General features: G+C 68.3%; 21 protein-coding genes. 10 read left to right on the top strand and 11 right to left on the bottom strand.

Going from position 1 to position 18,263, the window contains the following annotated elements:
- The first annotated feature begins 62 nt into the window (after window positions 1-62).
- From P7A99_RS19460 to P7A99_RS19450, 3 genes are all read left to right on the top strand, one after another.
- Window positions 63-1,124, top strand: coding sequence for a GGDEF domain-containing protein (locus P7A99_RS19460; protein WP_277795460.1), 1,062 nt, complete (start codon window positions 63-65; stop codon window positions 1,122-1,124).
- A 135-nt stretch (window positions 1,125-1,259) separates the two neighbouring features.
- Entirely contained in the window at window positions 1,260-2,063 is an 804-nt protein-coding gene (locus P7A99_RS19455) for an enoyl-CoA hydratase/isomerase (RefSeq protein ID WP_277795410.1), read from the top strand.
- A gap of 20 nt (window positions 2,064-2,083) precedes the next feature.
- Window positions 2,084-2,410, top strand: coding sequence for a low molecular weight protein tyrosine phosphatase family protein (locus P7A99_RS19450; protein ID WP_277795409.1), 327 nt, complete (start codon window positions 2,084-2,086; stop codon window positions 2,408-2,410).
- Window positions 2,411-2,493: 83 nt separating this feature from the next.
- On the opposite strand, the gene P7A99_RS19445 is transcribed toward P7A99_RS19450, so the two are convergent.
- Both P7A99_RS19445 and P7A99_RS19440 read right to left on the bottom strand, forming a co-directional pair.
- The gene (locus P7A99_RS19445; RefSeq protein WP_277795408.1) at window positions 2,494-2,880 is read right to left on the bottom strand and encodes a DUF6165 family protein; all 387 of its coding nucleotides are present in this window, start codon (window positions 2,878-2,880) and stop codon (window positions 2,494-2,496) included.
- Complete coding sequence (locus tag P7A99_RS19440; RefSeq protein WP_277795407.1) at window positions 2,880-3,860, bottom strand: glycosyltransferase family 9 protein; 981 nt, start codon at window positions 3,858-3,860, stop codon at window positions 2,880-2,882. The genes P7A99_RS19445 and P7A99_RS19440 overlap by 1 nt, the downstream gene beginning before the upstream one ends.
- A gap of 97 nt (window positions 3,861-3,957) precedes the next feature.
- Here P7A99_RS19440 and P7A99_RS19435 point away from each other — a divergent pair, with 97 nt between their 5' ends.
- The 4 genes from P7A99_RS19435 to P7A99_RS19420 are packed head-to-tail and all read left to right on the top strand — an operon-like array spanning window position 3,958 to window position 6,243.
- The gene (locus tag P7A99_RS19435) at window positions 3,958-4,518 is read left to right on the top strand and encodes a TetR/AcrR family transcriptional regulator (protein WP_277795406.1); all 561 of its coding nucleotides are present in this window, start codon (window positions 3,958-3,960) and stop codon (window positions 4,516-4,518) included.
- 38 nt (window positions 4,519-4,556) lie between these two features.
- Entirely contained in the window at window positions 4,557-5,339 is a 783-nt protein-coding gene (locus tag P7A99_RS19430) for a lysophospholipid acyltransferase family protein (protein ID WP_277795405.1), read from the top strand.
- 48 nt (window positions 5,340-5,387) lie between these two features.
- A complete protein-coding gene (locus tag P7A99_RS19425; RefSeq protein ID WP_277795404.1) occupies window positions 5,388-5,666 on the top strand; it encodes a hypothetical protein in 279 nt (92 codons plus the stop codon).
- 34 nt (window positions 5,667-5,700) lie between these two features.
- Window positions 5,701-6,243, top strand: coding sequence for a CDP-alcohol phosphatidyltransferase family protein (locus P7A99_RS19420; protein ID WP_277795403.1), 543 nt, complete (start codon window positions 5,701-5,703; stop codon window positions 6,241-6,243).
- Here P7A99_RS19420 and P7A99_RS19415 read toward each other — a convergent pair.
- Genes P7A99_RS19415 through P7A99_RS19380 form a run of 8 tightly spaced genes read right to left on the bottom strand, consistent with a single transcriptional unit; the run spans window position 6,209 to window position 13,017 of the window.
- A complete protein-coding gene (locus P7A99_RS19415; protein ID WP_277795402.1) occupies window positions 6,209-6,601 on the bottom strand; it encodes a HesB/IscA family protein in 393 nt (130 codons plus the stop codon). The two genes, P7A99_RS19420 and P7A99_RS19415, sit on opposite strands and share 35 nt — an antisense overlap.
- Window positions 6,602-6,615: 14 nt before the next feature.
- Entirely contained in the window at window positions 6,616-6,966 is a 351-nt protein-coding gene (locus P7A99_RS19410) for an SUF system Fe-S cluster assembly protein (protein WP_116491340.1), read from the bottom strand.
- Window positions 6,967-6,970: 4 nt separating this feature from the next.
- Entirely contained in the window at window positions 6,971-8,191 is a 1,221-nt protein-coding gene (locus tag P7A99_RS19405; protein ID WP_277795401.1) for an aminotransferase class V-fold PLP-dependent enzyme, read from the bottom strand.
- Entirely contained in the window at window positions 8,188-9,213 is a 1,026-nt protein-coding gene (sufD, locus tag P7A99_RS19400; protein WP_277795400.1) for a Fe-S cluster assembly protein SufD, read from the bottom strand. The genes P7A99_RS19405 and sufD overlap by 4 nt, the downstream gene beginning before the upstream one ends.
- Window positions 9,213-9,962: a Fe-S cluster assembly ATPase SufC gene (sufC, locus tag P7A99_RS19395; RefSeq protein WP_101711973.1), complete on the bottom strand. Its 750-nt coding sequence runs from the start codon at window positions 9,960-9,962 to the stop codon at window positions 9,213-9,215. The genes sufD and sufC overlap by 1 nt, the downstream gene beginning before the upstream one ends.
- Window positions 9,963-11,432, bottom strand: a complete 1,470-nt coding sequence (gene sufB, locus P7A99_RS19390) for a Fe-S cluster assembly protein SufB (protein ID WP_116563600.1) — start codon at window positions 11,430-11,432, stop codon at window positions 9,963-9,965.
- The gene (locus P7A99_RS19385) at window positions 11,432-12,568 is read right to left on the bottom strand and encodes a cysteine desulfurase family protein (protein WP_277795399.1); all 1,137 of its coding nucleotides are present in this window, start codon (window positions 12,566-12,568) and stop codon (window positions 11,432-11,434) included. Before P7A99_RS19385 ends, sufB begins: the two co-directional genes overlap by 1 nt.
- A complete protein-coding gene (locus P7A99_RS19380; protein ID WP_277795398.1) occupies window positions 12,565-13,017 on the bottom strand; it encodes an Rrf2 family transcriptional regulator in 453 nt (150 codons plus the stop codon). Before P7A99_RS19380 ends, P7A99_RS19385 begins: the two co-directional genes overlap by 4 nt.
- Window positions 13,018-13,212: 195 nt before the next feature.
- On the opposite strand from P7A99_RS19380, the gene P7A99_RS19375 reads away from it, so the two are divergent.
- Together P7A99_RS19375 and P7A99_RS19370 are read left to right on the top strand one after the other, a co-directional pair.
- Window positions 13,213-13,866 (top strand): alpha/beta hydrolase, encoded by a 654-nt coding sequence (locus tag P7A99_RS19375; RefSeq protein WP_101717897.1) that lies wholly within the window; start codon window positions 13,213-13,215, stop codon window positions 13,864-13,866.
- Window positions 13,867-14,173: 307 nt separating this feature from the next.
- A complete protein-coding gene (locus tag P7A99_RS19370) occupies window positions 14,174-15,454 on the top strand; it encodes an NAD(P)/FAD-dependent oxidoreductase (protein WP_277795397.1) in 1,281 nt (426 codons plus the stop codon).
- 139 nt (window positions 15,455-15,593) lie between these two features.
- On the opposite strand, the gene P7A99_RS19365 is transcribed toward P7A99_RS19370, so the two are convergent.
- On the bottom strand, window positions 15,594-16,700 hold the full coding sequence (locus tag P7A99_RS19365; protein WP_277795396.1) for an anhydro-N-acetylmuramic acid kinase: 1,107 nt from the start codon (window positions 16,698-16,700) through the stop codon (window positions 15,594-15,596).
- Between the two features lie 198 nt (window positions 16,701-16,898).
- Here P7A99_RS19365 and tyrS point away from each other — a divergent pair, with 198 nt between their 5' ends.
- Window positions 16,899-18,227 (top strand): tyrosine--tRNA ligase, encoded by a 1,329-nt coding sequence (gene tyrS, locus P7A99_RS19360; RefSeq protein ID WP_277795395.1) that lies wholly within the window; start codon window positions 16,899-16,901, stop codon window positions 18,225-18,227.
- Window positions 18,228-18,263: the final 36 nt, after the last annotated feature.

The raw sequence follows: 18,263 nt of genomic DNA, 5'->3' as shown, positions 1-18,263 counted from the left end.
GCCTATGCTCGCCGCTCAAGCGATCGGTCTGGGAGAAGCCCGGATCGGCGGGGGAATGAATGATGTCGGACGTCGAGACCACTCTGCGCGGCCCGGAAGCCTACAAGATCGCCCGTCGGGCCCTGGACCTGATGGAGCGTCATCAGATCTGGCCGACCGCGCTGAACTTCGAACTCTGGACCCACTACGTGGCCGATCCCGACGGCGCCCTGGCGCGCGAGATCACCCGCCTGATCTCGATGGGCGAGCCCATCACCGAGATGCTGAGCGAGGAGCTCGCCGCGGCCTACCTGCCCAAGGCGCGCCTCAACGAACAGATCCGCGACGCCGGCGACCTGCTCTCCAAGGAGCTGGAGTCGGTCTCCAAGGCCATCCAGAACGCCCAGAAGACCAACGCCGCCTTCGGCAAGACCCTGGCGGGCGTGTCCAAGGATCTCGACGCCCCGACCGGCGTCGAAGGCATCAAGGCCGTGGTCGCCGGCCTGGCCGACGCTACCCGTCGCGTGGCCAAGGAGAACAAGGCGCTGGAAAGCCGCCTGGCAGAGTCGACCGCCGAGGTCGACCGCCTGCGCGAACACCTGGAGCAGGTGCGCCGCGACGCCACCACCGACGGCCTGACCAACCTGGCCAACCGCAAGGCCTTCGACGAAGAGCTGGAGCGCGCCTGCGCCGAGGCCGACGAGGCCGGCTCGGCCATCTGCCTGGCCGTGCTCGACATCGACCACTTCAAGGGCTTCAACGACACCTGGGGCCACCAGACCGGCGACCAGGTCATCCGCTACGTCGCCAGCGTCATCGGCCGCGTGGCCGCCCTGCCCCGCTTCGCCGCGCGCTACGGCGGCGAGGAATTCGCGATGATCTTCCCGGGCGAAGCCGCCGCCGTCGTCGGCGCAACGCTGGAAGAGATCCGTGTCGAGGTCTCCTCGCGCATGCTCAAGCGCCGCTCCACCAACGAAGACCTGGGCGCGATCACCCTGTCGTCGGGCTTCGCCGAACGCCGCAAGGGCGAGACCGGCCATTCGGTCATGGAGCGCGCCGATGCGGCCCTCTACGCCTCCAAGCGCAGCGGCCGCAACCGCGTCACCGCCGCGGACACCCAGTCGGAATCGGCCAACGCGGCCTGAAGGGATACCCGTTCTTCTCCAGAGAACCGGGTTTGAGAGAGCCGTCGGCGCTTCTGGCGCCGGCGGCTCTTGCGTTCCGCAGGGACAGTCGCGCCTAGCTGCTCTCCAGGCGCGCAAAGACGCCCGGAGGATAAGATGGCCTACGAGAAGATCCGGCTGGAAACCCAGGACGGCGTGGCCGTCGTCACCCTGTCCGACCCCGCCTCGCTGAACGCCGCCAGTCCGGAGGTCGCCCGCGAACTGGCCCAGGCCTTCGGGGCCATCGCGGCCGGCAAGGTCGAGGCCCGGGCGGTGATCCTGACGGGCGAGGGTCGCGGCTTCTGCTCGGGCGCCAACCTCTCGGCCGGCGCCACGGCCGGTCGCCCGATGGACGCCGACGGCAAGCCGGACGCGGGCGCGGCGCTGGAGAGCGTCTACAATCCGCTGGTCACCCTGCTGCGCGATTTCCCGCTACCGATCGTCACCGCCGTCAACGGCCCGGCCGCCGGCATCGGCTGCTCCCTGGCCCTGCTGGGCGACATCGTGGTGGCGGCGCAGAGCGCCTACTTCCTCCAGGCCTTCCGCCGGATCGGCCTCGTGCCCGACGGCGGTTCGACCTATCTGCTGCCGCGCCTGGTGGGCAAGGCGCGGGCCATGGAGATGATGCTGCTGGGCGACAAAATCTCCGCCGCAACGGCCCTGGACTGGGGCCTGATCAACCGCTGCGTTCCCGACGCCGACCTGATGCCCAAGGCCCTCGAACTGGCCCGCGCCCTGGCCGACGGCCCCGCTTCGCTGGGCGAGATCCGCCGCCTGGTCTGGAACAGCCTCGACGCCGATTGGGTCGGCCAGTTGCACGCCGAGCGCCACGCCCAGCGCGCCAGCGGCAAGACCGAGGACTTCATCGAGGGGGTCAGCGCCTTCCTCCAGAAGCGCCCGGCGGCATTCAAAGGCCGCTGACACCAAGCTGGACTGCCGCGATGAACGTGCTTTTCGTCTGCAGCCAGAACAAGCTTCGCAGCCCCACCGCCGAGCAGGTGTTTTCACGCTGGCCGGGAATCGAGGTCGACTCGGCCGGCCTCAACAACGACGCCGAAAATCCCGTGACGCCGGAGAACGTCGCCTGGGCCGACGTGATCTTCGTCATGGAGAAGACGCATCGGGCCAAGCTGTCGAAGAAGTACCGCAAGCATCTTCGCGCCAAGGTGGTATGCCTTGGTATTCCCGACGAGTACGACTTCATGGACGAGGCCCTGGTGGCGTTGCTCCAGGCGCGCGTTCCGTCGTTCCTGCCCTCGCCCCGCTGACGGACAGGCCACGAAGAAGGGGCGACCGCTCCAGCGGCCACCCCTTCATATTTTCAGATTAAGCTACTGATTTAACTTCATAATCAGTACGGCTTGTAACTCTTCTCCTCAACGATGTCCGACCCCGTGAGCGCGTTGATCTGGCGCTTCACGGCCGCGCGCTTGTCGTTGTCCTTGTAGACGCGGCGGGCCAGCTCGACGAACTCGGGACCGAAGGTCTGGTTGCGTTCACAGGCCCGCTTGCCGTCCTCGATGTCCCACAGGGCGGCGTTGATGGCGGTCAGTTCCACCGTCAGGGCGTCGAGCTCGGCGCTGGGCGTCAGGGCGCCGGCGGCGATGCCTTCCAGCAGGGCCAGCTCCTTGCGGACATTGGCCTCCTTGGCCGCGTCGCCGATGCGCTCGGCCTTCACCCGCAGAATAGTGATCTTGTCGACGAGCTCGCCGGCGGAGATGGGGGCGAGGATGGACATCAGGAAACTCCGGCGATCAGGGTGTCGAGGGCGGCCTTGACCGCATCGGGCGGCAGGGCGGCCATGCCCTCTCCGTAGTCTTCGGCGCACAGCATCTCAAGGCGCTGGGCGGCGGGTTTGAACTTCACGGCCTTGCGACGGTTCAGCTGCAGCGACAGCAACGGCGCGCCGCCGGCCGCCAGCATGTGGCCCGGACCGGCGTCATTGGCCACGGCCGCGGCCAGTCGTCCGGCCAGGGCGATGGCCAGGATCGGCCCCTTCACGCCGGTGAAGCCGTCGGTTCGGTCAGCCTCCGGGAACAGCGCGCCGGGAACCTGCGCCCGGGCGATCGCCGCGTCGGCCGCCTCGTCGGGGCCGAAGAAGAACACCGGCGTGCGCCCCGCCGCCTGCTGGGCGCGGGCCAGGTCGAGATAGCTTTCCAGCGGCCAGCGCTTTTCCTGGCCGCCGGCGCCGGGGGCCAGGCCCACATAGGCCGGACCGTCCGGCAGCAGCGCCCGGGCGGCGGAGACGGCTTCGGTCTCGTTCAGGGCCAGGGGCCGCAAGGCGCCCTGCCCGTCGCTGGCCAGGCTCAGCAGCCGCGCCAGCCGATCGACCACGGCCGGTGGCCAGTCGGGCTTGCGGGCCTGCATGGCCGCCGAAACGAAGCGGCCGCCCCTGGCGACAGCCCGCCGGGCCACCAGGCTGCGGCGCAGGTTTTCCTGGGTGTCGATCACCAGATCGAAGGTCCGGCCGCCGAACGGCTTGACCCAGGGCAGCACGTCCAGCGCGGCCGCGCCGGTGACGCCGTCCTTGAGCACCTCGTCGACATAGCCGGCGACCACGCGCTTCAGCGGCCCGTCATAGACCGTGGTCCCCTTGGCCGCGCACCAGGTGATCCGCGCCTGGGGAAAGGCCGCGCGCAGGCCGGCGATGAAGGGCAGCTTGATCAGGCCGTCGCCGATCACCTCGCCCATGGAATAGATCAGAACCGTCTGGACCATGGCCGTCCATGACCGCGCCCGCCGCTTCCGTCAATCGCCGCGACCAGTATGTGAGCATTTACTTGCAAGCGTCGCGAATTGCGGTAACGTCGGTTCCATGAGCGCCAAGCCCCGCATCGAACGCGCCGCCCTCGAGGTTTTCGCCGCCCATGGCGTCGACGGCGCCACGACCAAGCTGATCGCCGCCCGCGCCGAGGTGTCGGAGGGGGCGATCTACCGCCACTGGAAGAGCAAGGACGAGCTGGCCATCGGCCTGTTCATGGCCGCCCACAAGCGCCTGTCCGACCTGATTGAGGCCGAGGCCGGCGCCGTCCACGGCGTCGAGGCCAAGGCCGCCGCGCTGGTCAAGGCCTACTGCACGGCCGCCGACGAGGACTGGACGCTGTTCTCGTTCCACCTGCTGCAACTGCACCACTTCCTGCCCTACTACCAGGACGACGGCCGCGACCCCGTCACCCTGGTCGAGACCATCATCAAGTACGCCATGCTGAAGATGGAGCTGCCGCCGGGCGATCCGCGCGTGGTGGCCGCCATGGCCATCGGCGTGATCACCCAGACCGCGCAGAACAGGGCCTACGGCCGTCTGGGCGAGGACGCTCTTTCAGCCCATGCTGGCCTGATGACCGCGGCCGTCCAGGCCGTGCTCAAGGCCCGCTGACCCTCACCAAGCCACAAGCCCTCTCAAAGGACCGAGCAATGCGCAGCGCGCTGTTCAACGCCTACTACTGGGTTCTGTCGATCTTCTACGGCCTGTCGGCCGCCCTCTCGGCGCTGCTGCCCGGCCGCCGGCCGGTGACCTTCGCGCTACGGCTCTATTCCAAGCGCATGCTGTGGGCCCTGCGCACCCTGGCCGGGATCAAGGTCGAGCTGAAGGGCCAGGAAAACCTGCCTAAGGGCGCCTTCATCATCGCCGCCAAGCACCACAGCTGGGGCGACGGCTTCGTGATGTTCGCCAATGTCGACAACCTCTCCTTCGTCACCGGCGATCACCTCGAGAAGTTCCCGCTGCTGGGCAACATCCTCAAGAAGTTCGGCGCCATCGTCGTCGACAGCTGCGGCGGCCCCGAGGCCCGCGCGGCCCTGTCCAAGAGCGCCGCCCAGGTCGCCGCCGAGGGGCGCCGCATCCTGATCTACCCGGAAGGCCACCTGGCCGCTCCGGGCGAGCGCTTCCGCTACCGCACCGGCGTCTACCACATGAGCCAGGACTTCGGCCTGCCGGTGGTGCCGGTGGCGACCAACCTCGGCTGTTTCTGGAAGCAGCAGGAGGCCAGGAAGACCCCCGGCCAGGCCACGGTCGAGTTCCTGCCCGCCCTGCCCCAGGGCCTGCAGAAGGCCGAGTTCATGAAGCTGCTGGAGAACACGGTCGAGAACCGCACGAACGAACTAATCGCCCAGGCCACCGGCCAGCCGGTCAAGGCCTCGGTTCTGGTCGATCCGCCGAGGAAGCCGTCGGCCGATGAAGCCGAAGCGGCGGCCTGATCCGTGCCTCCCGAGCAAGCCCCGCCCCGTGATCCGCCCTGGGACAGGGTGCTCGCCGCCACCGTGATCTGGGCTGTGGTCACGGCCCCAGCGTTCGCCATCGCCCTTCTCGTGGCGCTGATGCTCAACGGCAGCGGAGCCACGCCGATGATGTGGCTCGCCGCCGCCCTGCCGCTCAGCACAGCGGGAGCGGCAGTCGGAAGTCTCGTCAGCGGCCTGTTCGAAAGCCCGGGGCTGTTCAAGTTCAGCTGCGTGCTCCCCTTCCTGGTCCTGGCCGTCAACATCGCCGTCGTCGCGCTCGGCGTGACCATGGCGTTCAAGGGTTAGGACCGAACCGAAACACCCCCGCAGGAGAGCCGACATGCTGCCCAACCTGCTGACCGCCCTGCGCCTGCTGGCCCTGCCCTTTCTCGTGTGGGCCGTACTCGCCGACGCCGGCTGGACCGCCCTGGCGCTGTTCCTCGGGGCTGGCCTGACCGACGTGCTCGACGGCTGGGTCGCCCGTCGTTTCGGACTGACCTCGGCCTTCGGGGCGATGTTCGACCTGCTGGCCGACCGGATGCTGACCCTGGTCAGCCTCGGCGCCCTGATGGCGGCCGGCGCGTTTCCGGGCGCCTGGATCGCCGTGCCGCTGGTGCTGATCGGCCGCAACCTTGTCGTCGCCGGTTTGCAGCAGGCGCTGCCGGGGCAGGACTTCAACTACCCGCCGATCGAGCATCCGAAGATCGCCCTGAACTTCCTGGGCGTCGGCCTGCTGCTCGCGCCGGTCGGCGCGCAGTCAGCCGGGCTATGGATGCTGGTTGCCAGCGCCGCACTGTCGATCGTGACAATGGCGCTCTATGCGCGCCGAGCCGCGCCTGGCTTCCAGTTCAATCCAGCGCCTCGGGCGCGGGCTGGATCGTGACGCTCTCGCCACAGCCGCAGGCGTCGGTCTCGTTCGGGTTATGGAACACGAACTTCGACGACAGCTTGGTGATCTCGTAGTCGATCTCGGTGCCGATCAGAAACAGCACGGCCTTGGGCTCGATCAGGATCGTGACGCCCTTGTCCTCGACGATCTCGTCGATGGGGCCCTTCTCCTTGGCGTATTCGAAGACGTATTCCTGGCCCGCGCAGCCGCCGTTCTTCACGCCCACGCGCAGGCCTGCATAGGGCTGATCGGCCCTATCCATGATCTCCTTCACCCGTGCAGCGGCGGCGTCGGTCAGGGTGACGACCTTGGGACGCGGGCGGCGCGGACGGGGGCTGACGGCGGCTTCCATGGCGGGCTCCTGCCTCAGAACATGTTCAGCTGCAGCTTGGCCTCGTCGCTCATGCGCGAGGAGTCCCACGGCGGATCGAAGGTCAGGTCGACATTGCACGACCGGATGCCCTCGATCTCCATGACGGCGTCCTTGACCCAGCCGGGCATGTCGCCGGCCACCGGGCAGCCCGGCGCGGTCAGGGTCATGTCAATGGCCACGTCCTTGTCGTCGCTGACGTCGACCTTGTAGATCAAGCCGAGCTCATAGATGTCGACCGGGATTTCCGGGTCGTACACCGTCTTCAGCTTCTCGATCAGCTGGTCGGTCAGGCGGTTCAGCTCGTCCTGGGACAGGGCCGTCGCGGCGGGGGCTTGGTCGGTCATCGGCTCAACTGAAGAAGCTACGGGCCTTGTCCAGCGCGTCCACGAACGCGTCGGCCTCGGCAGGCGTATTATATAGGGCGAAGGAAGCGCGGGCGCTCGACGTCACCCCGAACCTTTTCATCAGGGGCTCGGCGCAGTGGGTGCCGGCGCGCACGGCCACGCCGTAGCGGTCCAGCACCTGGGCCACGTCATGGGCGTGGGCGCCCTCGACGACGAAGCTCATCACCGCGCCCTTGCCTGGGGCCGTGCCCAGGATCCGAACGCCGTTGACGCCTTCCAAACGGGCCGCCACGCGCTCGTAAAGCGCATGCTCGTGGGCCAGGGCCGCGTCGCGGTCGATGGTGTTCAGCCACTCGATGGCCGCGCCCAGGCCGACGGCTTCCAGGATCGCGGGCGTGCCGGCCTCGAAGCGGTGCGGCGGGTCGGCATAGGTAATCTTGTCCAGCGAGACCGAACCGATCATCTCGCCGCCGCCCTGGTAAGGGGGCAACGCGGCAAGCCGCTCGGCCTTGCCGTACAGCACGCCGATGCCGGTGGGGCCATAGAGCTTGTGGCCGCTGAAGACGTAGAAATCGACGTCCAGGGCTTTGACGTCGACCTTGGTGTGGACGACGCCCTGGCAGCCGTCGAGCAACACCGGCGCGCCAGCGTCGTGAGCCAGGCGGATGATCGTGGCCACGTCGTTGACCGTGCCCAGCACGTTCGACATGTGGGTGACGGCGACCATCTTGGTCTTTTCCGACAGCAGGCCTGCATAGGCCTCCATGTCGAGCCGGCCGTCATCGAGCACGGGGATGAACTTCAGCACGACGCCGTAGCGCTCGCGCAGGAAGTGCCACGGCACGATGTTGGCGTGGTGCTCCATCTCGCTGAGGACGATCTCGTCGCCGGCCTTCAAGGATCGCCCGAAGGTGTCGGCCACCAGGTTCACCGCCTCGGTGGCGCTCTTGGTGTAGACGATCTCATTGACGTCGGCATTGATGAAGCGCGCGATGGTTTCACGCGCCTTTTCATAGGCTTCCGTCGTTTCATTGGCGAGCGTATGCAGGCCGCGATGGACGTTGGCGTAGCTCGTGCGGGCCAGGCCCGTCATGGCGTCCAGCACCGCGTCGGGCTTCTGGGCGCTGGCGGCGCTGTCCAGATAGATCAGCGGCTTGCCGTGCACCGTCCGCGACAGGATCGGGAACTGGGCGCGGATGGCGTCGAGATCGAAGGTCGCGTTCATTCTTCACGCCCCAGCTGCCTGGCGACCCAGGCGGCGGCGATCTGGCGGGCGCCGTCGTGCTCGATGCGCTCGACCACCTCGCCGACGAAGGCCTCCGTCAGCATGGCGCGGGCTTCCAGCTCGGGAATGCCGCGCTGGCGAGCGTAGAACACCGCTTCCTCGTCCAGGGCGCCGATCGTGTTGCCGTGGGCGCACGAGACGTCGTCGGCGAAGATCAGCAGTTCCGGCTTGGCGTCGACCTCGGCCTTGTCCGACAGGATCAGGGCATGATGGCCCATGCGCGCGTCGGTCTGGTCGGCGCCTTCGGCGACGATGATGCGGCCCTGGAACACGCCGCGAGCCTGATCGGCGACCACGCCCTTGGTCAGCTGGCTGGTGACGCCGTCGACGCCGTCGTGGGTGACCACGGTGGTCTGGTCGGCGTGACGCTGGGCGTTCAGCAGATAGATCCCGTCCAGGCGCACCTGGGCGTGGGCGCCCGGATGGGCCACCTGGGTCTCGATCCGCTGGCGACGGGCGCCGCCGGTCAGGACGGTCTGGTTGAAGGTCGCGCCGGCGGAAAGCTCCACCCGGGCGGTGACCACGTTGACGGCCTCGGCCTCGTCCTCGACCAGCACGATGCGGGTCAGGCTCGCGCCCTCGCCCACCGCGATGTCGAGCGCGACGTCGGTGACGTAGCCGGCCGCGCGGCCTTCATGGCTCTCCAGCAGGGTGAGGTTCGCGCCCGGCTCGACCACCAGCGCGTAGGACGCGCCTTGCGAGGCCTTGTCGGTCGCCGCGACGAAGCGCAGGCCCATGACCTCGCCCTGCCCGCTGGTGGCCACGTGGCGGCCGTTGACGAACAGGATCTCGCCATCGGTCAGGCCCGCGAACGGACCGGCCGGAACCTCGCCGTCGAACTTCGGTGCAGGCTCCGGCAGCACGCGGATCAGGCCGCGCAGGTCGGTCCAGCGCCAGTCCTCGTCGCGGCGCGACGGCAGGACGGTGGCGTCGCCGGTCTTGAGAGCGGTGGCTAGGCTCATCAGGCGGCGGCTCCGACGTACTTGTCGTAGCCCTCGGCTTCCAGCTGCAGGGCCAGTTCCGGGCCGCCCGAGGCGACGATGCGGCCGGCGGCCAGCACGTGCACGCGGTCAGGTTTGATGTAGTCGAGCAGGCGCTGGTAGTGGGTGATCACCAGCATGCCGCGCTCCGGCGAACGCAGCGCGTTGACGCCTTCGGAGACGATCTTCAGGGCGTCGATGTCCAGGCCCGAGTCCGTCTCGTCGAGGATCAGGAACTTCGGCGACAGCATCGCCATCTGGAAGATTTCCATCCGCTTCTTCTCGCCGCCCGAGAAGCCGACGTTCAGGCCGCGCTTGAGCATCTCGAAGTCGATCTTCAGCGAGGCGGCCTTTTCCTTGGCCAGCTTCAGGAAGGCCGGTGCGGCGATCTCGTCCTCGCCGCGGGCGCGGCGCTGGGCGTTGACGGCGGTGCGGATGAAGGTCAGGGCGGGCACGCCCGGGATCTCCAGCGGATACTGGAACGACAGGAACACGCCCTTGGCGGCCCGTTCGTTGGGCTCCAGCTCCAAGAGGTCCTCGCCGTTCAGGCTGGCCGAACCTTCGGTCACTTCATAGCCGCCGCGACCGCTCAGCACGTACGAAAGCGTCGACTTGCCGGCGCCGTTCGGACCCATGATGGCGTGCACCTCGCCGGCCGGCACCTCGAGCGTGACGCCCTTCAGGATCGGCTTGTCTTCGACGCGGGCGTGGAGGTTGTTGATCGAAAGCATTTAACCGACGGATCCTTCGAGAGAAATCGCCACGAGCTTCTGGGCCTCGACGGCGAACTCCATGGGCAGTTGTTGCAGCACGTCGCGGACGAAGCCGTTGACCAGCAGGGCCACGGCCTCTTCCTGCGAAAGCCCGCGCTGCTGGCAGTAGAACAGCTGGTCGTCCGACAGACGGGTGGTGGTGGCCTCGTGCTCGAACACCGACTGGCCGTTGCGGGCCTCGATATAGGGCACGGTGTGGGCCGCGCAGGTCTTGCCGATAAGCAAGCTGTCGCACTGGGTGAAGTTGCGCGCGCCCTTGGCCTTGGGGTGGGCCGAGACCAGGCCGCGATAGGTGCTGGTCGACTTGCCGGCGCTGATGCCCTTGGCGACGATCCGCGACTTGGTGTTGGCGCCCAGGTGAATCATCTTGGTGCCGGTGTCGGCCTGCTGATGACCGTTGGTCACGGCGATCGAGTAGAACTCGCCCGACGAGCCCTCCCCGCGCAGCACGCAGGACGGATACTTCCAAGTGATGGCCGAGCCGGTCTCGACCTGGGTCCACGACACCTTGCTGCGATCACCGCGGCAGTCGGCGCGCTTGGTGACGAAGTTGTAGATGCCGCCCTTCCCCGTTTCCGGGTCGCCTGGATACCAGTTCTGGACGGTGGAGTACTTGATCTCGGCGTCGTCCAGCAGGACGAGCTCGACCACGGCCGCGTGCAGCTGGTTCTCGTCGCGCATCGGGGCCGTGCAGCCCTCCAGATACGAGACGTAGGCGCCCTTGTCGGCGATGATCAGGGTGCGCTCGAACTGGCCGGAATCCTTGGCGTTGATCCGGAAATAGGTCGACAGCTCCATCGGGCAGCGCACGCCCGGCGGCACGTAGACGAACGAGCCGTCCGAGAACACCGCGCTGTTGAGGCAGGCGAAATAGTTGTCCGAGGTCGGCACCACGCTGCCCAGGTACTGCTTGACCAGTTCCGGGTGCTCGCGGATCGCCTCGCTCATCGAGCAGAAGATGACGCCGGCCTGGGCCAGCTCCTTCTTGAAGGTCGTCACGACCGACACGCTATCGAACACCGCGTCCACGGCGTAGCGCGGCGCGCCCTCGACGCCGGCCAGCACGGCCTGCTCCTTCAGCGGGATGCCCAGCTTCTCGTAGACGGCCAGCAGCTCGGGATCGACCTCGTCCAGGCTCTTGGGCCCTTCCTTGGTCTTCGGCGCGGCGTAGTAGTAGGTGTCCTGGTAGTCGATCTTGGGATAGCTGACCTTGGCCCAGTCCGGCTCTTCCAGCTCGAGCCAGCGGCGATAGGCCTCAAGACGCCATTCCAGCATCCATTCCGGCTCGTCCTTCTTGGCCGAGATGAAGCGCACGATGTCCTCGGAGAGGCCCTTGGGGGCGAACTCCTGGTCGATATCAGTCGTAAAGCCGTGCTCGTATTTCTCGAGCGCTGCGACGGTGTCGATCGTTTCCTTGACCGCGGCCATCAAGCCACCTCCCGGCGCCGTGCGCCGATACGCTTCCAGGCGGCGAGCCAGGCGTCGCCGCACACAATCCAATCCGCTTCCGTGCTCGCCCAGCCGCCGCTGACGCGCAGCGCGAAGGGGGCGAGATCGGTGCGGCCCATGGCCTCGACCACGCGACTGGCCTTGACCTTGCCCGACGAGCAGGCGCTGCCGGCGCTGACCATCACCCCGGCGAGATCCAGGTTCATGACCTGGACCTGCGAGGCGAAGCCTTCGGCGGCGAGACACAGGGTCTGAGGCAGGCGTTCCGCGCCCTCCCCGAGCACCACGCCGCCAGCCTCCTTGACCCGCTGGGCCAGGAGGTCGCGCCAAATGCCCTGATCGGCCGCCTGGGGCAAGTCCCGCAGGGCCGCCGATGCGGCGGCGCCGAACCCGGAAATACCCGCGACGTTCTCGGTGCCCGCACGGCGGCCACGCTCCTGGCCGCCGCCATGCTGGCGACGCACCACATTGGCTCGCGTGCCGACGACCAGGGCGCCGACACCCTGAGGGCCGCCGATCTTGTGGGCCGACAGCGCCAGGGTGTCGGCGCCCAGGTCTGAGAAATCGATGGCGATCTTGCCGGCCGCCTGCACGGCGTCGACATGCAACAGGCCGTCAGCCGCGCGGACGATCGCCGAAGCTTCCGCAACCGGCTGGATGACGCCCGTCTCGTTGTTGGCCAGCATCAGGCAAACGAGCGTGCGCCCCGCGCCCGCCAGCAGTTCGGAAAGCTTGGAAAGGTCAGCCACGCCGTGAGCGTCGACCGGCAGCACCGCGACCGAAACGCCGCTGGCGGCGGCCGTCTCGACCACGGCGTCGTGCTCGATGGCGCTGACCACCAGGCGCTTGACGCCCGAGGCGACCGCGCTCTCGATGGCCAGGGCGTTGGCTTCGGTGCCGCCGCTGACGAAGGTGACCGAGCCGGCGACCACGCCGACCAGCTCACCCACCTGCTTGCGGGCGGTCTCGACCACGTCGCGGGCCGCGCGGCCGAAGGCGTGCACCGAGCTTGGATTGCCGGCCAGCTCAAAGGCGCGCAGCACCGCCTCACGCGCCTCGGGGCGGATCGGGGCGGTGGCGTTGTAGTCCAGATAGATGGCGGGCTTGCTGGTCACGCCGCGACCTTCGCCTCCGGCCGCAGACGCCCTTCCAGCACGTCGGCGATGGTCACCGAGGCCAGGTACGAATGGATCTGCCGGCCCATTTCCTCCCAGAGGTCGTGGGTCAGGCACTTGGCGCCGCCGGCCATGCAGCCCTTGTGGCCACTCTTGCCGACGCCGCAGCGCGTGGCGCGCAGGGGCTCGTCGACGGCCATGACGATGTCGGAAATGCGGGTGGCGCGGGCCTCGGCCGCCAGGCGATAGCCACCGCCGGGTCCGCGGGCGCTCACCACCAGGCCTTTTCGGCGCAGGCGGGCGAAAAGCTGTTCGAGATAGGAAAGCGAGATCTGCTGGCGGGCGGCGATCTCGGCCAGCGCCACCGCGCGCCCTTCCGCCTCGTCCTGCTTGCGGGCGAGGTCGGTCATGGCCATCACGGCGTAACGTCCCTTCGTGCTCAGGCGCATCCGGCGCTCTCCCTTGCAGATTCCCCGCGCAACCGCATTTGCGTATGCTACAAGCCGCGACTTCGCGCCGCGCCCGGCAAGGGCGCTTCGCGCGATGCGGATTTAGGAAGACCAAGCGCGGCGGTCAAGTATTCCATGCGCCCTTCGTGGCGAATGGAGCGGCCCCCGACGCCCCAACTCGTGACGGGGATCTGAATGCCTGACGTTATTTTGACTGGCGCCGCGGGCCGTATCGAAGGCCGCTATTCGCCGGGCAAGACCGACAACGCGCCGATCGCGCTGATCCTGCACCCGCACCCCAAGGCCGGCGGCCACATGAATCACCCGGTGTCGGTGCAGCTGTACCACCTGTTCATGAAGCGCGGTTTCGCGACCCTGCGCTTCAACTTCCGCGGCGTCGGCCGCAGCCAGGGCGAGTTCGACAGCGGCATCGGCGAGCTGGCCGACGCGGCCACCGCGCTCGACTGGCTGCAGGCCAACAACCCCGCCGCCGCCCAGACCTGGGTCGCCGGCTACAGCTTCGGCGCCTATATCGGCATGCAGCTCCTGATGCGCCGCCCCGAGACGGACGGCTTCATCTCGGTCTCGCCGCCGACCAACATGTACGACTTCAGCTTCCTGGCCCCCTGCCCGGCCTCGGGCCTGATCCTGACCGGCGGCGCCGACACCGTCGTGCCGCCCGTCGAGGTCGAGCGCGTCGTTTCCAAGCTGCGCACCCAGAAGGGCATCGTCATCGACTACGAAGTCATCGACAAGGCCACCCACTTCTGGGCCGAGCACCTGCCCTTCGTCGAGCAGACGGTCGGCGGCTACATCGACAAGCGCCTGGAAGCCAACCCGATCCCGTAGGGGTCGGCGCCTTCCCGGCTTCGAAGAGCCCGCTCTCGGCGACGAGGGCGGGCTTTTTGTTTTGCCGCACTTTCCACCGCTCTTCCCCGCGAAGGCGGGGACCCAAGCTGACTTTCAGGGCACCGCCGCCGCCGCGCCTTATTCGTCGGCTCGGCTTGGATCCCCGCCTTCGCGGGGAAGCTCGGGGAAGTGGAACTGAGGGCCAGGAAAACCCGCCCATCCCCATCACCCCCTTCGCAACTGCGAGACAGTCCCGCCGCAAAGTTCTAAGACCGCAGCTATCGCTATCAGCGGAGATCGCCGGTTCATGCACTATGACATCGTGATCGTCGGCGGCGGCGCCGGCGGCCTGGAGCTGGCCGCGCAACTGGGCCGCAAGCTCGGACGCCGCCAGGGCAAGGAGCGGATCCTGCTGATCGACCGCTCAGGCTTCCACATCTGGAAGCCCAGCCTGCACGAGGTGGCCGCCGGCACGCTCGACGTTCACCAGGAAGGCCTCTCCTACCCGATCCTCGGTCGCGCCAACCACTTCAGCTTCCACCTGGGCGAGCTGTCGGGCCTGGATCCCGCCGCCAAGCGCCTGACGCTGAAGGCCATCACCACCAAGGACGGCGCGGTGCTGGTGCCCGAACGCTCGATCACCTTCACCTGGGGCGTGATCGCCATCGGCAGCGGCTCCAACCTGTTCGGCACGCCGGGGGCCGAGACCGCCCACCTGCTGGAACGCACTGAGGACGCCGAGGCCTTCCACACCCGCCTGCTGGCCGCCTTCATGAAGGCCTCGTTCGCGCCCGAGCGCACCATGGGGGTGGCCATCGTCGGCGGCGGCGCCACGGGCGTGGAGCTGTCGGCCGAACTGCTGGAGGCCCATCGCGAGCTTCTGGAAAGCCTGGGCGTCGAACAGCGCTTCCGCCTCGACATCACCATCGTCGAGGCCGCCCCGCGCATCCTCGGCGGTTTGCCCGAAAAGACCTCGGCCCAGGCGACCGTGGCTCTGGAACGCAAGGGCGTGCGCGTGCGCACCGGCGCCAAGGTCATCGCCGTCCATCCCGACCGGCTGGAGACCAGCGTCGGCGACGTCCCCGCCGACCTGATCGTCTGGGCCGCCGGCGTGAAGGCCGCCGACAGCAATGTCGAGCTTGGCCTTGAGACCAACCGCCTCAACCAGTTCGTGGTCGACGACCACCTGGAGACCTCCGCGCCCGGCATCTGGGCCCTGGGCGACTGCGCCGCCTGCCCGTGGAAGGACGGCAAGCTCGTACCCGCCCGCGCCCAGGCCGCCCACCAGCAGGCCAGCTATCTGGCCAAGGTGCTGCTGGCCCGCCTGCGCCAGGCGCGGGTGGAAGAACCCTATGTCTACAAGGACTTCGGCTCGCTGGTGTCGCTGGGCGAAAACAAGGGCGTCGGCGCCCTGATGGGGGGCCTCGGCGGCCCCAACTTCTTCATCGAGGGCCTGGTGGCCAAGTGGTTCTACGTCTCGCTGCACCTGGCCCACCACAAGGCCATCCTCGGCGTCGGCAAGACCGTGACCCTGGCCCTGGCGCGGCTTCTCCAGCAGCGCGTCGCGGGGCGGCTGAAGCTGCACTAAAGATCCTCCCCCTGAAGGGGGAGGTGTCGGCGAAGCCGACGGAGGGGGATGTGACTGCTCCCACAAGCGGCTTCACCAAGTTCAGAAAGGACTTCCCCCTCCGGCCCTTCGGGCCACCTCCCCCTTCAGGGGGAGGATCTTAGGGCCTCACGATCCGCCCACCCGTCATCGGCGCCTTCACCCCCGTCGTGCCCGGGAAACTGATCGGCAGCCCCCGCGCCGTGCGAGCCGCCAGGTACGCGAACGCCTCGGCCTCGATCGCATCCCCCCGCCAGCCATAGTCCTCGGCCGCCTTCACCGGCGCCGGAACCCTCTGCGCCAACGCCGCCATGATCTGAGGGTTATGCCGCCCGCCGCCGCAGACGATCAGGGCGCTGGGCGGGGCGTCGTTCTTGTCGAAGGCCTTGAGCACGGCCGCCGCGGTGAAGGCCACCAGGGTCGCGGCCGCGTCCTGCGCCGACAGGTGCGCCACCGCCTCCAGAGAGAAGTCATAGCGGTCCAGCGACTTGGGCGCGGGGGCGGCGAAATAGGCGCTGGCCAGCAGGCTGCTCAGCGCCGCCTCGTCCACCTGCCCCGCCGCCGCAAGCCTGCCGCCCTCGTCGAAGCGGCCAAGCCCGCGCTCCTGAAGCATCAGGTCGATCATCCCGTTGCCGGGGCCGGTGTCGAAGGCCAGCAGGGTTCCGTCGGCGCCGATCAGGGTGATGTTGGCCACCCCGCCGATGTTCAGCGCCGCCACCGGCGCGGCCAGGCCTGAGGCGCGGGCCCGGGCCTCGTGATAGATCGGCGCCAGCGGCGCGCCCTCCCCGCCGGCCGCCACATCGGCGGTGCGGAAGTCGTAGGCTACCGGCCGGCCGCTCAGGGCCGCCAGGCGCTCGGCGTCGAGCAACTGCACCGTCCGGCCCACGCGCTCAGCATTGGGGCGCTCGTGCAGCACCGTCTGGCCGTGCACGCCCAAGAGGTCGAACTCGCTCCACGACAGGCCGTGCTCGGCCAAGAAGCTCTCGGCGGCGTGGAAGTGCTCCTCGGCCACCGCCCGTCGAGCCTTGTCGAAGATCGCGGGCTCGGGCTCACCGCGCTTCCAGGCCAAGGCCTGACGGGTGGTTTCCAGCAGCAGCGTGCGGGTATCCTCGCGCAGCTTGCGTTCGCCCGATGGGCCAAAGCCCTGGATCGCCTCGCCGTCGGTGTCGAGCACCGCCATGTCGACCGCGTCGAGCGAGGTGCCGGTCATGAATCCGAGAATGCGCATGGTTGCGTTGACTGCCACGCCCCGTGTCGGGTAGCTAGGCCCCATGACCGCCAAGGCCCTCCAAACCCGAGCCTATTACCGCCCGCTGATCTAGCGGGCGAACGACCGGTCATGTCGACGCACCGCCACCTGGCCGGCGATGCGTCCCTCTCCCTTCAAGACGACGTCTCCGGCGCTCAGCCTTCAAGGAGACTATCGATGAAACCCTCGCCACAGACCGCCCCGCCCGTGCTAGACGCGCGGACCAGCGATACAGAGAGTCGAGCCATGTCCGCGCCGCAGAGCTTCAAGTCCGAATTCCTCAAGACCCTGCAGGCGCGCGGCTACATCCACCAGATCACCCATCCGGACGAGCTGGACGCGGCCGCCGCCAGCGGCGTGGTCACCGCCTACATCGGCTTCGACGCCACCGCGCCCAGCCTGCATGTGGGCTCTCTGATCCAGATCATGATGCTGCGCCGCCTCCAGCAGGCCGGCCACAAGCCGATCGTCCTGATGGGCGGCGGCACGACCAAGGTCGGCGATCCCACCGGCAAGGACGAAAGCCGCAAGCTGCTCTCCGACGCCGACATCCAGGCCAACATCGCCGGCATCAAGCAGGTCTTCGCCAGGTTCCTGACCTTCGGCGACGGGCCCACCCACGCCATCATGGTCGACAACGACGAGTGGCTGAGCAAGTTCGGCTACGTGCAGTTCCTGCGCGACTACGGCGTGCACTTCACGGTCAACCGGATGCTGGCCTTCGACTCGGTCAAGCTGCGGCTCGAGCGCGAGCAGCCGATGACCTTCCTCGAATTCAACTACATGCTGATGCAGGCCACCGACTTCCTGGAGCTGAACCGCAAGTACGGCTGCGTGCTGCAGATGGGCGGCTCGGACCAGTGGGGCAACATCCTCAACGGCGTCGAGCTGACCCGCCGCGTCGACCAGAAGGCCGCCTTCGGCCTGACGACGCCGCTCCTGGCCACGGCCTCGGGCGCCAAGATGGGCAAGACCATGTCGGGCGCTGTCTGGCTCAACGCCGAGCAGCTTAGCCCGTACGACTACTGGCAGTTCTGGCGCAACACCGAGGACGCCGACGTGGGCCGCTTCCTGAAGTTGTTCACCGACCTGCCGCTCGACAAGATCGCCGAGCTGGAAGCCCTGCCGGGCGCCCAGATCAACGATGCCAAGAAGATGCTGGCCGACGAAGCCACCCGCATGGCCCACGGCGAGGACGCCGCCAAGGCCGCCCGCGACGCCGCCGAGAAGGCCTTCGAACAGGGCGCGCTGTCGGCCGACCTGCCGACGGTCGAGGTGGCCGCCTCGGTCCTGGCCGAAGGCGTGGCCCTGGCCGTGCTGGCCACCGACATCGGCCTGACCGCCTCGCGCGGCGAGGCCCGTCGCCTTGCCCAGGGCGGCGGCCTGCGCCTGAATGACGCCCAGGAAAAGGACGGCGACCGCCTGGTGACCAACGCCGACCTGATCGACGGCGTGGTCAAGCTCAGCCAAGGCAAGAAGAAGATCGTGCTCGTCAAACCGGTTTAACCGGACGGCGAAGCTACTAAGTATCGTCATCCCGAG

It is taken from the genome of Caulobacter endophyticus (assembly GCF_029543245.1).
Taxonomy (GTDB): Bacteria; Pseudomonadota; Alphaproteobacteria; order Caulobacterales; family Caulobacteraceae; genus Caulobacter; species Caulobacter endophyticus_A.
This window is presented reverse-complemented; position numbering and strand designations above follow the sequence as displayed.

Coding starts and splice junctions, on each gene's coding strand:
- P7A99_RS19460 (WP_277795460.1), top strand. CDS start 63: ATGTCGGACGTCGAGACCACTCTGCGCGGCCCGGAAGCCTACAAGATC.
- P7A99_RS19455 (WP_277795410.1), top strand. CDS start 1,260: ATGGCCTACGAGAAGATCCGGCTGGAAACCCAGGACGGCGTGGCCGTC.
- P7A99_RS19450 (WP_277795409.1), top strand. CDS start 2,084: ATGAACGTGCTTTTCGTCTGCAGCCAGAACAAGCTTCGCAGCCCCACC.
- P7A99_RS19445 (WP_277795408.1), bottom strand. CDS start 2,880: ATGTCCATCCTCGCCCCCATCTCCGCCGGCGAGCTCGTCGACAAGATC.
- P7A99_RS19440 (WP_277795407.1), bottom strand. CDS start 3,860: ATGGTCCAGACGGTTCTGATCTATTCCATGGGCGAGGTGATCGGCGAC.
- P7A99_RS19435 (WP_277795406.1), top strand. CDS start 3,958: ATGAGCGCCAAGCCCCGCATCGAACGCGCCGCCCTCGAGGTTTTCGCC.
- P7A99_RS19430 (WP_277795405.1), top strand. CDS start 4,557: ATGCGCAGCGCGCTGTTCAACGCCTACTACTGGGTTCTGTCGATCTTC.
- P7A99_RS19420 (WP_277795403.1), top strand. CDS start 5,701: ATGCTGCCCAACCTGCTGACCGCCCTGCGCCTGCTGGCCCTGCCCTTT.
- P7A99_RS19415 (WP_277795402.1), bottom strand. CDS start 6,601: ATGGAAGCCGCCGTCAGCCCCCGTCCGCGCCGCCCGCGTCCCAAGGTC.
- P7A99_RS19410 (WP_116491340.1), bottom strand. CDS start 6,966: ATGACCGACCAAGCCCCCGCCGCGACGGCCCTGTCCCAGGACGAGCTG.
- P7A99_RS19405 (WP_277795401.1), bottom strand. CDS start 8,191: ATGAACGCGACCTTCGATCTCGACGCCATCCGCGCCCAGTTCCCGATC.
- sufD (WP_277795400.1), bottom strand. CDS start 9,213: ATGAGCCTAGCCACCGCTCTCAAGACCGGCGACGCCACCGTCCTGCCG.
- sufC (WP_101711973.1), bottom strand. CDS start 9,962: ATGCTTTCGATCAACAACCTCCACGCCCGCGTCGAAGACAAGCCGATC.
- sufB (WP_116563600.1), bottom strand. CDS start 11,432: ATGGCCGCGGTCAAGGAAACGATCGACACCGTCGCAGCGCTCGAGAAA.
- P7A99_RS19380 (WP_277795398.1), bottom strand. CDS start 13,017: ATGCGCCTGAGCACGAAGGGACGTTACGCCGTGATGGCCATGACCGAC.
- P7A99_RS19375 (WP_101717897.1), top strand. CDS start 13,213: ATGCCTGACGTTATTTTGACTGGCGCCGCGGGCCGTATCGAAGGCCGC.
- P7A99_RS19370 (WP_277795397.1), top strand. CDS start 14,174: ATGCACTATGACATCGTGATCGTCGGCGGCGGCGCCGGCGGCCTGGAG.
- P7A99_RS19365 (WP_277795396.1), bottom strand. CDS start 16,700: ATGCGCATTCTCGGATTCATGACCGGCACCTCGCTCGACGCGGTCGAC.
- tyrS (WP_277795395.1), top strand. CDS start 16,899: ATGAAACCCTCGCCACAGACCGCCCCGCCCGTGCTAGACGCGCGGACC.